The following is a 15,289-nucleotide window of genomic DNA, read 5'->3' as shown; positions in this document are numbered from 1 at the left end:
GCCTCTTAAGAGACTTTTTTAGTAGGTTTATGCTTAATACTCATCCTCGTTCCAAAGATAATCTTCGTCTGATGGATAATCTGGCCAAATTTCTTCCATTGATTCATAAATCTCGCCTTCGTCTTCTATTGATTGTAGGTTTTCTACCACTTCTAATGGAGCACCAGTTCTAATAGCGTAGTCGATTAATTCGTCTTTAGTAGCAGGCCATGGAGCATCGCTTAAATATGATGCTAATTCTAAAGTCCAATACATCTCTGTAAAATTTTAATTTCTGCAAATATAATTTTTCTACTCAAAAAATCAAGTTTTTTTGATTTATTTTCAGTTGATTTTAAGAACATATAGATTGATGATCTTGGATTTGTAGGTATTCGATTTTTGAAGAAAATACAAATACTGACGGTCTTTTGAGAATCAATCTGCAATCGCTTTAAAAGGATGTTTAGAGCCTGTAAATTAGTTTGGGAAAACTTTTGCAATTCAATATTAGCAATGAACAATCAAAAGTTATTTTCTCGGGATCCAAGGCACCTCGTCAGCGTGCAAGTCTAATGACAACTTTCGTGCCAACACAAAAAGATAGTCAGAAAGTCGGTTCAAATACTTTAAAACGAGTTCGTCGGTGGGTTCTTCCTCGTGCAAATGGGTGGCTAAACGCTCGGCACGACGGCAAACACAGCGTGCAATATGACAATATGACACCGTAGTGTGTCCGCCGGGTAGGACAAAATGTGTCATAGGTGGCAAATCAGTTTCCATTTTGTCAATCTCATTTTCGAGGTATTCAATATCTGTTTCGGTCAAGCCTAAATTTTGTAAACGCTTTTGACCATTTTTTAGTACTTCTTTTTCAGGAGGTGTGGCTAAAATTGCGCCAAGGGTAAACAACCGGTCTTGTATTTCAATGAGCACGGCTTTGTACAACGGATTCATTGCTTGGTCGCGAATGAGTCCAATGTAGGAATTTAATTCGTCAACAGTGCCGTAGCTTTCAATGCGGATGTGGTGTTTGGGAACTCGCGTTCCTCCAAAGAGAGCCGTGGTGCCTTTATCGCCGGTTTTTGTGTATACTTTCATTTTTGAGGTTAGAGGGTTATCAGTTTAAAAGTTTTGTTGTACTAGGTTTCATAAAGTTTTACTAAGTGTTCTTTGCGAGCTTCGTGAAATTCTTTGTGAACTTTGCGGTTAAATTTTATAAATTCAAAAATATAAAAATGAAATTAAAATAACTTGAAAGGATTTGTTTTTGGTGTCCATTTTCAAAAATAAAGTTCATTTTTTTGTGAACTCTATACACTTCTTTATATCCATAATAAAAATAAAGACCACTCTTTCGAAATGGTCTTTTTAAAAATATTTTTTTTGAAGTTTTTAGTATCCAAAAAGCTCTTCTAACGAAATCTTTTTCACTTCACCTAGCTTTTTCATATCTTCTAAAGAAACTTTTTTCTCTGAAGCTACAATAGCATAAGTATAAGGTTTGCCTGCTAAATGGGTGCTGTGGAAATTCTTTACATCTTGCATGGTAATGGCATCCACCGCGGTGTAGATTTTCTTTCTAGCATCCGTTGTTTCGCCCAATTGTTTGTTGGCTAAATACGTAAAAATAATATTGTCTTGCGTGATGCGCTCGGTTTGAATGTCTTTTTTAACGCCTGTTTTGGCTAAATCTAAATTTACGGGTAATTCAGGCATTTTAGTCAATAACTCATTCATAGCCGTTGTTGCTTCATTGAATTTATCGGCTTGACTCCCCACATAACTCATCATATAGTATTGTTGGTCTTTCTTTTGTGGCGCTACATAATAGCCGTAAGTGCTATAGGCTAAGGCTTTACTTTCACGAATGGTTTGGAAAACGATTGACCCCATACCACCTCCAAAATAGCTGTTGAAAACATTTACGATTGGCGTTTTGTTAGCGTTATACTTCTCCGTGTTTCTAATCCAACGGGTTTCTGCTTGTACCATGTCATAATCGGTAAATAAAACTTGGTTAGCTGTTTGTACCACTTGTTTGAACTCTTTTATAGCAGGTGCTGTTGCAAACGTAGTTGGTACTTTGTGCATAGCCTTTAATTGATTGACAACAGAAGGTAATGGTTGTGGACCATAATAAATGATCGTTTGCTCATAGTTGTTTAAATTATTAATACGATCTAATAGTTCTTGAGCTGTAATAGTTTCTAAATCTTTATCAGAAAGCGTATGGTTGAATTTGTTTTTAGAACCAAATTGAGCATAATTTGTTAAGCCTTGTAGGATAGCACCTTTGTTAGCTTTTGCATCCTTACGGGCTTTTGCAATACGAGCTTTTAATGCTTTTAATGCTTCTTCGTTCGTTTTTAAGTTGTTGATTACTTCTTCGTATAGTTTTACCGCTTTTTCAAAATTTTCGTGTAATCCTTCAATAGTTACAGTGGTATATTCTTCTCCTGTGCTTATATTAAAACTACAAGCAATTTTGTAAAATTCTTTCGAAATTTGCTCAGCCGTCATTTTATCCGTTCCTAAGAATTGAATGTATTGCGAGGCAATAGATTGTTTTAAATCATTCAAAGAACCTATTTTGTAACGGTATTTTAAGCGAAAAATATCATTGTCTGTATTGGCTACGTACAAAACTTCTGCGTTGTTAATTTTAGCTTTTTGAATGTCTTTATCAAAATCTAAAAATACGGGTTGTGCGGGTACACTAGGCATAGTGTTAATCATTTTAACAAAATCCGATTGTTTGTCTGCATTGGTTTCAACGGGTGTAATAGAAGGTTTTTCGATTTTGTTGCTTGCAGGTGCTTCTCCTTTGCGTTTTAAAATAGCCACATAGTTTTCACCTAAATATTTATTAGCAAAAGCAACGATATCTTCTTTTTTGATTTTTGACAAATCATTTACATAGGCTACTTGGTCTCTCCAGTCTAATTCAGAAGTAAAAGCATCCATCAAAGTACTGGCTCTTTCCCCGTATTTTTCAGTTTCGTAAATTTTTGATTTTTTGATGTTATTGATGATAGATGGAATCAAGTTGTCATCAAAATTACCTTTTTTCAAGTTTTCAATTTCAGCTAACACCAAAGTTTTTACTTCTTCTAAGGATTGTCCATTAGTAGGTGAAGCAGAGAAATACAAAATTCCATAATCAATTAACGAATACGTGAAGGCACTAGCTCTTAACAAACGTTGTTTTTTAACCAAATTTAAGTCTAATAACCCCGCTTTGCCATTGGTTAAGATCTGACCTACTAGGTCAGCTAATAACGCATCTTTGTCTTTATTGCCTGGTAAGCGATAGCCAAGGGTTAAGCTTTCTGCATCTGGACCTACAATTTCTTTAACGATAGGAGCTGAGATAGGGCTTTCAGGTTGGAAAGTATATTTAGCTACGGGTTTGTTTTGCATATATCCAAAAGCTTTGTCAATCTTAGCAATCATCATATCTGGATTAAAATCCCCAGAAAGGATGATTCCCATGTTGTTAGGGACGTAAAATTTATTGAAATAATTACGAATTTCTACTAACGATGGATTTTTTAGGTGTTCTACCGTACCGATGGTAGTTTGTTGCCCATAATTGTGTTTTTGAAATAAATTAGAAAATAAAGTTTCAAATACTTTACGACCATCGTTGTCCAACGTACGGTTTTTTTCTTCGTAAACCGCTTCTAATTCGGTATGAAAAATACGTAAAACGGGATTGCGGAAACGTTCAGCCTGTACGGCTAAATATTTATCAATAGAACTGCTAGGTACATCATCTGTATACACCGTTTGTTCAAAAGAGGTAAACGCATTGGTGCCTTGTGCTCCCATAGCAGACATCATTTTGTCGTACTCATTAGCAATGGCATATTTACTAGCTACCCCAGAAACGGAGTCGATTTTTTTGTAAATCGCTTTGCGTTGTGCTTCGTCTTTTGTTTTGTTGTATTGCTCGTAAAGGACATCTATTTTGTTCAATTCTACTTGTTCTTTTGCCCAATCTAAAGAACCGTATTTGTCTGTTCCTTTAAAGAGCATGTGTTCTAAATAGTGAGCTAGACCCGTATTAGTTGCGGGGTCGGTTTTGCTACCTGCTTTAACAGCTACATAGGCTTGGATTCGAGGGTCCTTGTTTGTTGGACTTAGTATTACTGTTAAGCCGTTTTTTAAAGTATAAAAACGAGCTTTTGTAGGATCGTTGGTTACATATTTGTAAGGGTATCCATTACCAGAGGCTTCTTTCCACTGATGTTGGTTTTGAGCAGAAGCAACTGTTGAAAAAAGAACAGCTGTTAAAATAAATTTAAGATTACTTAGCATTGTTAGTTTTAATTAATTTAAAAGTCAAAAAAAGTTGATATGATTAAAGAAAGGATAACGAAGGCTTACTATTTATTCCTATTATCACTTTCGATTATTCCATCTTTTAATCGGATAATTCTATGAGCGTATTGGGCAATATCTTCTTCATGAGTGACGAGAATGACGGTATTCCCGTTAGAATGAATTTCATTAAACAGTTTCATGATTTCTATTGAAGTTTTACTATCTAAGTTTCCAGTAGGCTCATCAGCTAAGATAATAGAAGGGTTATTTACTAATGCTCTTGCTACTGCCACCCGCTGGCGTTGTCCTCCAGAGAGTTGATTGGGTTGATGGTCCATACGATCGCCTAATCCTACTTGATTAAGGACTTCTTTGGCTCTTTGAGTTCTATCAGATTTAGAGTACCCTGCGTAAATCATAGGTAGTGCAACGTTGTCAAGTGCAGTTGTTCTAGGTAGCAAATTAAAAGTTTGAAAGACAAAGCCAATTTCTTTGTTTCTGATTTCGGCTAATTCATCATCTTTCATCTTGGAAACATCTTTTCCGTTTAAAATGTACTGACCCGAGGTAGGGGTGTCTAAACAACCAAGAAGATTCATTAGAGTTGATTTTCCAGAACCAGAAGGGCCCATTAAGGCAACATATTCGCCTTTGTTGATTTGTAAATCAATACCTTTTAAAACGTGGATGATTTCACTACCTAATTGAAAATCCCGTTTAATGTTTGATATTTTGATTAATGACTTATCCATGTTATGAATACTTTTTATATTAGTGTTTGAATATAAAATTCTGTTACACTTAATATGTAAAAAAGGCTTAAGTTTTATTCACTTAAGCCTCTCTAAAACTCTATTTATAGGATTATTGCGCAACTTCAAAAGTTTGATTAACATTAGGAGAAACCTCTCTAACGTTTAATGATTCGCCATTAGTATCTAAAATCATTGCGACAAATTTCATTTTGTTTATATTTTTTACATTTTTTGGGACAGGGATGTTTAATTTTTTAACGAGTGAAGCATTAGCCTTAATTTCTCCTAGTGCATCTCCGTATATGTTTGTTAAACATTCTCTTAAAACATCATTATGAACAAAATCTTTTATTACAGAGCCGCCTCCGTAGTAACTAGTGTAATTAGATTGGTTAAAAATTAAACCATCTTCCACAACATAAACAACAAATTTAAGGTCGTTATAATCTTTAATAGATCTAACTTTTATGTCTAAGGTTATATTTCCAGAGTCAACAGTAGAACTCATTGCAATTCCTAGATCGGCATGATCTTTAGTTAGGTCGACTGCTTGTTTGATGTTGCTGTTTTGAGGTGTTTTCCATTCAATTTTTCTATTAAGTATACCTGTTGGGAAGCTCTTAATTACCGCAGGTAAAGTTCCTGGGTAGTTATAAGGATCAAATCCACCTCCGCTTGATCCTCTATGTATTGCTACGCTTACAACTTTGGTTGTACTTTCTTTCACTTTTGTAATACTATAACTTACTCTAGGACACCATCCGCACCAAGCTCCTGTATAATCTTCAATAAGGACATTTTTTGTAAATTTTGTAGAAGCAGAAGGGACTTGATTATCAACAGTTGCTTCAGGCAAAGGCTCTTTCGTTTCGTTTTCTTTACTACAAGATAATAGTAAAAAAACACTAAGAAATGATAATATTTTAGAAAATTTCATAATATTATTTTTAAGTTAATTCAAATAAATGTTTGCGAAGATGATAAAAAAAAATACTTTAGCAAAAAAAAAAGTAAAAAAAATCTTATCGTATGTTTAAAACTCTGAAGAATCTGTTTTTTGTTCTTATTATGAGTACTGCTGTTGCTCAACAAAAAATGCCTGATATTATATTAAAAGATCTAGAAAACAAGGAAGTATCCGTTAAAAATGACTTTGTAGAAAAGGATAAACTCTATGTTTTTACCTTTTGGGCAACATGGTGTGGCCCTTGTATTAAAGAATTAGAAGAAATGAATGAAATTCAAGAAGAATGGAAGCAAAATTTAAATTTTGAAATTATAGCTGTTTCAATTGACGATTCAAGAACTCAAAAAAGAGTAAAACCTTTGGTAAAAGGTAAAGAATGGGGGTATAATGTTTTATTAGATACCAATCAAGATTTTAAAAGAGCTATGGGAGTTGTTAATCCTCCTTTTACTATGGTTGTTAAAAATGGAAAAATTGTTTACACTCAAAACGGATACACACCAGGAAGTGAACAAGAATTATATAACAAATTAAAGACGTTGTAAACTCATGTATAAAAGAATAATTTCATTTTTTTGTTTATTTATTTCAACAATATTATTTTCTCAAGAAATTCAGAAGGAAGAGACTCCTAAAAAGGACTATGGAAAAATATTTGGTTTTTTTGAATCAAATGGACAATGGTATCTCAATGATAAAGGATTGAAAATTAACCAGCCAGATGATCCAGTACGTTCAAATAATTACTTAGGACTTAATTATAACTACAAACGTTTTACAATAGGTGTTCAAACAGAATCCTATGTAGATAATGCCTTATTGAATTTTAATCCTGAATATAAAAAGACAAATATAGGAACCTATTATTTAAATTATAAATCGAATAAACTAGACATAACCGCAGGTTATTTTTATCAACAATTTGGAAGTGGTTTGATCTTACGAACATGGGAAGACAGAGCGTTAGGTATTAATAATGCTTTAAGAGGAGGAAGAATAACTTATAAACCATTTGATTTTATTTCCCTAACTGCGTTGTATGGTAAACAACGTACAGGTTTTGAAGTAGCAAACTCTGATATTTATGGTTTTAATACAGATATTGATATTACTAATTTATTAAAAAAAGACTCTTTTACTCTTGAAATAGGGTTTAGTTATGTAGGTAGAAATGAATTGACAGATGTTTTACGTCCTAAATTTTTAAGTCTAACAAATGCTTATTCAGGGAGATTAAATTTTTCTAAAGGGGCATTTTATATTTCCACAGAATATGATTATAAATCACCTGATGCTGTGGTAGAATTTGATCAAATTGAAAACGATTTTATTAAATCAGGTTCTGCACTTTTGATAAATACAGGATTTTCAAAAAAAGGATTTGGTATTGATGCAACTTTTAGAAGATTAGAAAATATGAGTTTCTATTCAGAAAGAAAAGCCAAAGGGAATTTTTATAATGACAAAATAGTGAATTTTGTTCCAAGTTTAACAAAGCAACATCATAGTAGTTTGGCTAATATTTATGTTTATCAAGCACAACCTAACGTTTCAATGCCTGATGAAACTATCTTAAAAGCAGGAGAAATAGGAGGGCAGATAGATGTTTTTTATAATGTTAAAAAAGGAACTATGTTGGGAGGAAAATATGGTGCGAAAATAGCATTTAACACCTCAAATTGGTTTGGATTAGGAGGGAAATTTTCATTTGATTCGCCAAGAAACTATCAAACAGATTTTTTGAGTTTTGGTCAAAAATATTTTTCAGATTACAATATTGAAATTGATAAAAAAATCAACGAAAACCTTTTTATGAATTTCATATATGTTAATCAGTATTACAATAAAAAACAAGTTGAGGAAACGTATGGACTGGTTAAAACAAATTGTATTGGATTAGAAGGAACATACAAGTTTAAAAATACAAATCGTTCATTAAGAGTTTTAGGAGAACATCTTTGGGCAGACTCTGATAAGAAAAATTGGTCTGGAGGAACTCTTGAATTTAATTTCAATCAAAAAGTTTCTCTCTATGTTACAGACCTTTATAATTATGGTAATGAAGAAGCAGAAAAACGCCAACATTATTATAACTTTGGCGGTGTGTTTAGAAAAAAATCAACGCGTATCCAATTAGCTTATGGAAGACAAAGAGGAGGGTTGATGTGTGTAGGAGGAGTGTGTAGAATAGTTCCAGAAAGTAGTGGACTGTCATTAAATATAAATACCGCTTTTTAAAAAAAGTAAAGGAAAAGAAAGAGCATTGGTCATATCCGTATGATAAAATGCTCTTTTTCTTGTTCTCTTCTAAAGAAAACAAATCCCCACTGAAAAGTATCTATAGTTACCGTTACTTTAGGATGGTTTTTAATTACCGTCCAAGCTTCTTCCATGTCTTTTGACCAATGAATATCATCAAAAATCCAAACCGATTCATTCGTGATGGTAGGAAGTAATAATTCGAAATATTCTAAAGTAGCTTTTTTAGAATGGTTACCGTCGAAGTAAACTATGTTGAAAGTCGAAAGTCGAAAGCCGAAAGTCTTCAGATATTCAGAGAATTCCGTATTTATAAACTCAATATTGTCAAATCCAAACTTTTGACATTCGACTTTTGACTTTTGACTAGTAACTGAACATCCTTCTAAAGAAGTAATCTTAGCTTTTGGATTGCCCAATGCTAATGCAGAAGTCGCTAATCCTAAGGAAGTACCAATTTCCAAGATAGATTCGGGTTGGAAGTAGCGAACAATTCTGAACAATAATTCGGCTCTTTTTTTAGAAATACCAGCGTTTTTAGCAATGGCAGATATTTTTCGTGTATTCGATTTAAACACTCGCGAACCCGCACCAAAATCGGTTACTTGGATAGTTTCGTGGTTTTGTAAAAGTGTATTGCGGTATTCGTTTAAAATCTTGTATTCCGGATAGCGGGTTTTATCGTAAAAACATTTGGTTACTAAACGAAACACAAAAGGGGAGTGGACTCCGTGTTGGTTGGTGGAGTTTTTTAAAAAGGGAAAGTATGATTTTAAGAGTTGTAACACAGCGTTTCTCAAAGTTTGGCACAAAGAAACACAAAGAAAATATAAAATAAAAACTTTGTGAGACTTTGTGAATACTTTATGTTACTTTGCGAAACTTTTATTCCATTTTCGCAGAAAGTTCAAACCAACGTTCTTCATTTGCTTCTAATTTCTGAATGATTTTTTGAAGTTCATTAGCTTTAGTTTCAATTTGGTCGTCTGCAACACTTCCGTTTGAAAATAAATCTTCAATTTCTTTTTTCTTTGCTTCTAAATCTTTGATTTCACGCTCAATTTTTTGAAATTCTTTCTGTTCTTGAAAACTTAGACCAGATGAGGGTTTTTGATTTTGTTTCCAATTAGATTTTACTGTTTGAGTTTCATCAGTTCCTCCTTTGGGGGTTGGGATACTTGAATCTTCATACACTCTAAAATCAGAGTAATTACCAGGGAAATCTTCAATGATACCTTGTCCTCTAAATACAAATAAATGGTCTACAATCTTATCCATAAAATAACGGTCGTGGCTGACTACTAAAAGACAACCTGGGTAATCTAATAAAAAGTTTTCCAGTACATTCAGAGTAACAATGTCTAAATCATTTGTAGGTTCATCCAGTATTAAGAAATTAGGATTTTGGATTAAAACAGTACATAAATATAGGCGTTTTAGTTCTCCACCACTTAATTTTTCAACATAATCGTGTTGTTTTTTTCGATCAAATAAAAAACGTTCGAGTAAACCTCCTGCTGAAATAGTTCTACCTTTTGTTAACGGAATGTATTCTCCATATTCTTTTATGATATCTATAACTTTTTGTTCCGGTTTTGGGTTGATACCTGCTTGGGTATAATAACCTACTTTAATAGTTTCTCCTATAACTACTTTGCCGTTATCAGGCTGTATGGTTTGAGTTAAAATATTCAAGAAAGTAGATTTCCCTGTGCCATTTTTTCCAATAATACCAATGCGTTCGCCTTTGTTGAAAGTATAATCAAATCCGTTTAAAATAACACGATCGTTAAATTTTTTAAAAACCTTGTGAAGCTCGATAATTTTGCTTCCCATCCGTTCCATATTGATTTCTAACTCGACCACATTTTCCTTACGACGACTCATGGCTTTTTCTTTTATTACATAAAAGTCGTCTTGACGTGATTTTGATTTGGTCGTTCGTGCTTTGGGTTGGCGGCGCATCCATTCTAATTCTTTTACGAAAAGATTTTTTGCTTTGTCAACACTTGCGCTTTCAGAAGCAATTCGCTCTTCTTTCTTTTGTAAGTAATATGAATAATTGCCTTTGTATTGATAAATTTTGCCGTTTTCTAATTCAATAATCTCATTACATACACGCTCTAAGAAAAAACGGTCGTGTGTAACCATGAATAAAGTAATATTTTCTTTGGCAAAATAATTTTCTAGCCATTCAATCATCTCCAAGTCTAAGTGATTGGTAGGCTCATCTAAGATTAATAAATCAGGTTTGTTAATCAAAATGATGGCTAGAGCCAAACGCTTTTTCTGTCCCCCAGATAAATTTTTTACCTTTAGTTTTAAATCTTCTAATTTTAATCGGAAAAGAATTTGTTTGTATTGGGTTTCAAAATCCCAAGCATTATGACGATCCATATTGTCAAATGCTTTCTGATAAGCTTCTTCGTCTTCTGGGTTTTGTAATGCTTTTTCGTATTGTTCAATGACTTTTAGGATTTCGTTATCGCTGGCAAAAATACTTTCCTCAATAGTTAATTCGCTTTGCAAATTAGGCTCTTGTGATAAGAACGCCATTCGGATTTCTTTTCGCATTATAATTTGACCACTATCTGGGGTGTCTTCTCCTGTTATAATGCGGAGTATAGAGGTTTTTCCTGCTCCATTTTTAGCTACAAAAGCAATTTTTTGGTCTTTATTAATCCCAAATGACAAACCTTCAAACAAAACACGTTCGCCGTAAGATTTTGATATATTTTCGACTGAAAGGTAATTCACAACTTTTTTTTGCAAAAGTAATGTTAAATAAAATAGTGTAAAAAAGAATCGGATAAAATTTGTATATTAGCGTATTATATTTTTTGTGAACAACTTTTATAAAAGTTGTTCACAAAAAACTAAGAACAAGAAAGAATACAAGGAGCATTATTTACTCAATGACCTCTATAGTCTAGATTCTGCAAGTCTGTAATTATATAAGGAATGATGTGTAGAAGACGTTTGATAAGCTTTGAATTCGATAAGGATTAAAAGTCAAAACGGCGTCTTAAAAAATAATATCATTTTAATAAAAATTTAAAAAATCAAATTTTAAAATCTAAATAATAGCAAGTATGAAAAAAATAATTCTAAGTGCAGTGTTGATATCCGTTTTTGTTAGTTGTAAAAAAGAATCGGAATCAAAAGGACAAGAAAATGCAGTTACTCAAGAAAAAATAGATCAGTACAATAACGATGAAATAGAAATGATGGAAAACACAGATACTGTAAGTTATGTGAGTGCTGATGGAAAAAGAAACCTAAAAGTTGTTTTTGTTTCAGAAAGTAAAGACGGAAAAAATTTCGTAGATATTCAGTTAAAAGAAGGAGATGCGTATGAACGATTAGGGGAAATACAAGAAGAAAAAGGAAATCCAGCTTATTCAAATGGCAAAAATATTTCTTGGATAACAAAAGAAACGGGAGGTAAAGGAACTTTAACGGAAAATGATAAAAAGACCGAATTTGTAATAAACTAAAAAAGCCGATTTAATCGGCTTTTTTAATATGATATAAAATTGCATATTTGCATTATGCAACTCTCCGTAATCATCTTAAATTATAACGTTTGTTATTTTTTAGAACAATGTCTTTTAAGTGTACAAAAAGCACTCGAAGGCATTGATGGGGAAATTATTGTAGTCGATAATTTTTCGAAAGACAATAGTTGTACAATGATGAAACAACGTTTCCCCAAGGTTAAACTTATAGAAAACAAGAAGAATTTAGGTTTCCCAAAAGGAAATAATATAGGCGTAGCAGAAGCTATTGGGGAATACATTTGTATACTAAATCCAGATACCGTTGTTGCGGAAGATACTTTTAAGAAAATTTTTGATAAAGTTGTTCAAGCTTCTTCTTTAGGAATTGAGAAGCTTGGAATCATAGGCTGTAAGCTAATAGACGGGACAGGGAATTTTTTACCAGAATGTAAAAGAGGATTGCCTACTCCTTGGGTTGCTTGCACTAAAATTTTAGGATTATATAAGATATTTCCAAATATAAAATGGTTTAATCAATACTATGCACAGCATTTGAATGAAAATCAATCAGGAGAAGTAGATGTGTTAGTTGGTGCCTTTATGATCATCAAACGAGATGTATATCTAAAAGTGGGTGGTTTTGACGAAGGGTGTTTTATGTATTCAGATGATATAGATTTGAGTTATCTAATACAAAAAGAAGGTTTTCAAAATTATTATTATCACGAAACAACAGTTATACATTACAAAGGAGAAAGTACTTTGAGAGATGAAAAGTATATCAAACATTTTAGCGATGCCATGCAGTTTTTCTATAATAAACATTTTGGGAGAGCTTTTTTGTTTAAAATTTTAATGAAAGGAGGAACGATTGCATTTGCATTATTTAAAAGTAAGCAACAAAAACAAATTTCTTCCATTATAGACGAATATATTTTATATACTCGAAGTAAAGAATTATATAAAAATTTTTCTAATACTTTTGAAAAAAAATGTACTCAGCAGAATGATATTAACGAAAATCCGTTATTTTCGCGTAGCTATCTAACTAAAAACAGAGTAGAAATTGTTTTAGATAATAATAGTTTTTCTTTTAAAGAAATCATTACATTTTTAGAAAAAAATAAGAATAGTGGTTTTAGTTTTAAGATTCTTCCAATGAATTCGGATTTTATACTAGGAAGTAACAGTAGTTATGATAAAGGAGAAGTCCTTTTATTGAAGTGAAAATTGTATTTAATGAAATTATTAATCAAAATAATTGTTAATTTTGCAATCTAGATAAGAAAACACAACTTTAGTTTAAAAATATGGCAAGGTTTGAATTAAAACTACCCAAAATGGGTGAAAGTGTTGCTGAGGCAACGGTAACCAACTGGTTAAAAAATGTGGGTGACCGCATTGAAATGGATGAGGCAGTGCTAGAAATTGCTACCGATAAAGTAGATAGTGAAGTGCCTAGTGAAGTAGCAGGAACATTAGTTGAAATTTTATTTCACAAGGACGATGTGGTTCAGGTAGGTCAAACCATTGCTATTATAGAAACAGAAGGAGGGGCAGTTATAGAATCAACTCCAAAAGTAGAATCAACTCATGTTGCAGAGGTTGTAAAAACCGTTGAGGTTGCTAAAGAAATAGTGGCTTCAGTAGATTTTTCTACTTCAGAAAAATTCTTTTCTCCATTAGTAAAAAACATAGCTAAAGAAGAAGGAATTTCATTAGTAGAACTAGAGTCTATACAAGGTACAGGCAAAGACGGAAGAGTTAATAAAGAAGATATTTTAAATTATATTAAAAATAGAGGAATACAGTCAGTAGAGACTCCTATTGCTCAAACAATAAAAACTACGCCAGTTGTTACAACATCAGTTCCTGTTTCGGTAAATGGAGAAGATGAGATTGTAGAAATGGATAGAATGCGTAAACTGATTTCTAAGTATATGGTGGAATCAGTGCAAACTTCTGCTCACGTACAATCATTTATAGAAGTAGACGTAACAAACATAGTAAAATGGAGAGATAAAGTTAAAAATACTTTTGAAAAGCGAGAAGGGGAAAAATTAACTTTTACGCCAATATTTATGGAGGCTGTTGCTAAAGCATTACGAGATTTCCCTGGAATGAATATTTCAGTAGATGGTGATTGTATTATTAAAAAGAAAAATATTAACTTAGGTATGGCTGCTGCATTGCCTAATGGAAATCTAATCGTACCAGTAATTAAAAATGCCGATCAGCTAAATCTAGTGGGAATGGCTAAAGCTGTTAATGATTTAGGGAACCGAGCAAAAGCAGGTAAGTTAAAACCAGATGATACGCAAGGAGGAACTTATACAGTTACTAATGTAGGGTCTTTTGGATCGGTATTTGGAACCCCTATTATTAATCAACCACAAGTAGGTATTTTAGCTCTAGGAGCTATTCGTAAAGTACCTGCGGTTATTGAAACACCAGAAGGAGATTTTATTGGTATTAGACAAAAAATGTTCCTTTCGCATTCCTACGACCATAGAGTGGTAGATGGAGCTCTAGGAGGGACCTTTGTAAAACGAGTGGCTGATATTCTAGAAGCTTGGGATATTAATAGAGAAATATAACTTGTCTACATAAAAAAACAAAAAATCCAAATAAGAAGACTTATTTGGATTTTTTGTTTTTTAGATTTATATCTTTGCGGTATTAACCGAACAATAAATTAATGGAGTTAAAATTAAATCGTCCGATTTGTTTTTTTGACTTAGAAACTACAGGGACAGATATTTCAAAAGATCGAATTGTTGAAATTTCAATAATAAAAGTTTTTCCAAATGGAAACAAAGAAAGTAAAACATGGTTGGTAAATCCTACCATTCCTATTCCTTTACAAGCAGCTGCTATTCACGGAATTTCAGATGCAAAAGTAGCCAATGAACCCACTTTTGCAGAGTTAGCTAATCAAGTGCACAATATGATTAAAGATTCTGATTTAGCGGGATTTAATTCCGATCGTTTTGATATTCCCCTATTGGCAGAAGAATTATTACGTGCAGGGGTTGATTTTGATATGAAAAATAGAGTTTCTGTAGACGTGCAGACTATCTTTCATAAAAAAGAAGAGCGTACATTAAGTGCAGCTTATAGGTTTTACTGCAACCAAACACTGAATAATGCCCACAGTGCAGAAGCAGATACAAACGCAACGTATGAGATTTTAAAAGCACAATTAGATCGTTATCCCGATTTGGAAAATGATATGAAAGTCTTATCAGAGTATACAACTCGTAAAAAATCCGTTGATTTTGCTGGATTTATAGCTTTAGATGATAAAGGGCAAGAAATTTTTGCTTTTGGTAAACATAAAGGAGCTCTAGTAGAGGAGGTCTTTGATAAAGAGCCAGGGTATTTTGGATGGATTCAAAATGCGGATTTTCCTTTGTATACTAAAAAAGTATTAACAGGTATTAAATTAAGAAAACTAAACACAAAACAGTAGATCGCGATTAATGAACAGTTTTTTTGAT

General features: G+C 32.7%; 13 protein-coding genes. 6 read left to right on the top strand and 7 right to left on the bottom strand.

What is annotated here, in order from left to right; all coding sequences use genetic code 11:
- Window positions 1-33: 33 nt before the first annotated feature.
- The 5 genes from HUE53_RS01130 to HUE53_RS01110 all read right to left on the bottom strand — a co-directional run bounded on the left by HUE53_RS01130 (window position 34) and on the right by HUE53_RS01110 (window position 6,000).
- Entirely contained in the window at window positions 34-255 is a 222-nt protein-coding gene (locus tag HUE53_RS01130) for a DUF2795 domain-containing protein (RefSeq protein ID WP_014166495.1), read from the bottom strand.
- A 255-nt stretch (window positions 256-510) separates the two neighbouring features.
- The gene (locus tag HUE53_RS01125) at window positions 511-1,080 is read right to left on the bottom strand and encodes a cob(I)yrinic acid a,c-diamide adenosyltransferase (protein ID WP_192188612.1); all 570 of its coding nucleotides are present in this window, start codon (window positions 1,078-1,080) and stop codon (window positions 511-513) included.
- A gap of 294 nt (window positions 1,081-1,374) precedes the next feature.
- Window positions 1,375-4,302 carry a M16 family metallopeptidase gene (locus HUE53_RS01120; protein ID WP_192188611.1) on the bottom strand — a complete coding sequence of 976 codons (2,928 nt, stop codon included), beginning with the start codon at window positions 4,300-4,302 and terminating at the stop codon, window positions 1,375-1,377.
- Between the two features lie 68 nt (window positions 4,303-4,370).
- The gene (locus HUE53_RS01115; protein WP_014166492.1) at window positions 4,371-5,060 is read right to left on the bottom strand and encodes an ABC transporter ATP-binding protein; all 690 of its coding nucleotides are present in this window, start codon (window positions 5,058-5,060) and stop codon (window positions 4,371-4,373) included.
- A gap of 112 nt (window positions 5,061-5,172) precedes the next feature.
- Window positions 5,173-6,000, bottom strand: coding sequence for an Omp28-related outer membrane protein (locus HUE53_RS01110; protein WP_065213232.1), 828 nt, complete (start codon window positions 5,998-6,000; stop codon window positions 5,173-5,175).
- Between the two features lie 92 nt (window positions 6,001-6,092).
- Here HUE53_RS01110 and HUE53_RS01105 point away from each other — a divergent pair, with 92 nt between their 5' ends.
- On the top strand, window positions 6,093-6,575 hold the full coding sequence (locus HUE53_RS01105) for a TlpA family protein disulfide reductase (RefSeq protein ID WP_065213233.1): 483 nt from the start codon (window positions 6,093-6,095) through the stop codon (window positions 6,573-6,575).
- Window positions 6,576-6,579: 4 nt separating this feature from the next.
- Window positions 6,580-8,268 (top strand): DUF6029 family protein, encoded by a 1,689-nt coding sequence (locus HUE53_RS01100; RefSeq protein WP_192188610.1) that lies wholly within the window; start codon window positions 6,580-6,582, stop codon window positions 8,266-8,268.
- Between the two features lie 29 nt (window positions 8,269-8,297).
- Here HUE53_RS01100 and HUE53_RS01095 read toward each other — a convergent pair whose 3' ends face one another.
- On the bottom strand, window positions 8,298-9,089 hold the full coding sequence (locus tag HUE53_RS01095) for an O-methyltransferase (protein ID WP_394368215.1): 792 nt from the start codon (window positions 9,087-9,089) through the stop codon (window positions 8,298-8,300).
- An 85-nt stretch (window positions 9,090-9,174) separates the two neighbouring features.
- Window positions 9,175-11,046: an ABC-F family ATP-binding cassette domain-containing protein gene (locus tag HUE53_RS01090; protein WP_065213936.1), complete on the bottom strand. Its 1,872-nt coding sequence runs from the start codon at window positions 11,044-11,046 to the stop codon at window positions 9,175-9,177.
- Between the two features lie 335 nt (window positions 11,047-11,381).
- Between HUE53_RS01090 and HUE53_RS01085 the strand changes: the two genes are divergently transcribed.
- The 4 genes from HUE53_RS01085 to HUE53_RS01070 all read left to right on the top strand — a co-directional run bounded on the left by HUE53_RS01085 (window position 11,382) and on the right by HUE53_RS01070 (window position 15,261).
- Window positions 11,382-11,786: a hypothetical protein gene (locus HUE53_RS01085; protein WP_014166486.1), complete on the top strand. Its 405-nt coding sequence runs from the start codon at window positions 11,382-11,384 to the stop codon at window positions 11,784-11,786.
- A gap of 54 nt (window positions 11,787-11,840) precedes the next feature.
- Window positions 11,841-13,016 carry a glycosyltransferase family 2 protein gene (locus HUE53_RS01080; protein ID WP_014166485.1) on the top strand — a complete coding sequence of 392 codons (1,176 nt, stop codon included), beginning with the start codon at window positions 11,841-11,843 and terminating at the stop codon, window positions 13,014-13,016.
- A gap of 83 nt (window positions 13,017-13,099) precedes the next feature.
- Window positions 13,100-14,386: a dihydrolipoamide acetyltransferase family protein gene (locus HUE53_RS01075; RefSeq protein ID WP_192188609.1), complete on the top strand. Its 1,287-nt coding sequence runs from the start codon at window positions 13,100-13,102 to the stop codon at window positions 14,384-14,386.
- A gap of 101 nt (window positions 14,387-14,487) precedes the next feature.
- Window positions 14,488-15,261: a 3'-5' exonuclease gene (locus tag HUE53_RS01070; protein ID WP_014166483.1), complete on the top strand. Its 774-nt coding sequence runs from the start codon at window positions 14,488-14,490 to the stop codon at window positions 15,259-15,261.
- Window positions 15,262-15,289 lie beyond the last annotated feature (28 nt).

Origin of the sequence: Flavobacterium columnare (genome assembly GCF_014844295.1) — a bacterium.
Lineage (GTDB): Bacteria > Bacteroidota > Bacteroidia > Flavobacteriales > Flavobacteriaceae > Flavobacterium > Flavobacterium columnare.
This window is presented reverse-complemented; position numbering and strand designations above follow the sequence as displayed.

Excerpts from the sequence above, each read along its gene's own strand:
- HUE53_RS01120 (WP_192188611.1), bottom strand. The coding sequence starts at position 4,302 with ATGCTAAGTAATCTTAAATTTATTTTAACAGCTGTTCTTTTTTCAACA.
- HUE53_RS01070 (WP_014166483.1), top strand. The coding sequence starts at position 14,488 with ATGGAGTTAAAATTAAATCGTCCGATTTGTTTTTTTGACTTAGAAACT.
- HUE53_RS01130 (WP_014166495.1), bottom strand. The coding sequence starts at position 255 with ATGTATTGGACTTTAGAATTAGCATCATATTTAAGCGATGCTCCATGG.
- HUE53_RS01075 (WP_192188609.1), top strand. The coding sequence starts at position 13,100 with ATGGCAAGGTTTGAATTAAAACTACCCAAAATGGGTGAAAGTGTTGCT.
- HUE53_RS01105 (WP_065213233.1), top strand. The coding sequence starts at position 6,093 with ATGTTTAAAACTCTGAAGAATCTGTTTTTTGTTCTTATTATGAGTACT.
- HUE53_RS01080 (WP_014166485.1), top strand. The coding sequence starts at position 11,841 with ATGCAACTCTCCGTAATCATCTTAAATTATAACGTTTGTTATTTTTTA.
- HUE53_RS01110 (WP_065213232.1), bottom strand. The coding sequence starts at position 6,000 with ATGAAATTTTCTAAAATATTATCATTTCTTAGTGTTTTTTTACTATTA.
- HUE53_RS01100 (WP_192188610.1), top strand. The coding sequence starts at position 6,580 with ATGTATAAAAGAATAATTTCATTTTTTTGTTTATTTATTTCAACAATA.
- HUE53_RS01125 (WP_192188612.1), bottom strand. The coding sequence starts at position 1,080 with ATGAAAGTATACACAAAAACCGGCGATAAAGGCACCACGGCTCTCTTT.
- HUE53_RS01115 (WP_014166492.1), bottom strand. The coding sequence starts at position 5,060 with ATGGATAAGTCATTAATCAAAATATCAAACATTAAACGGGATTTTCAA.
- HUE53_RS01085 (WP_014166486.1), top strand. The coding sequence starts at position 11,382 with ATGAAAAAAATAATTCTAAGTGCAGTGTTGATATCCGTTTTTGTTAGT.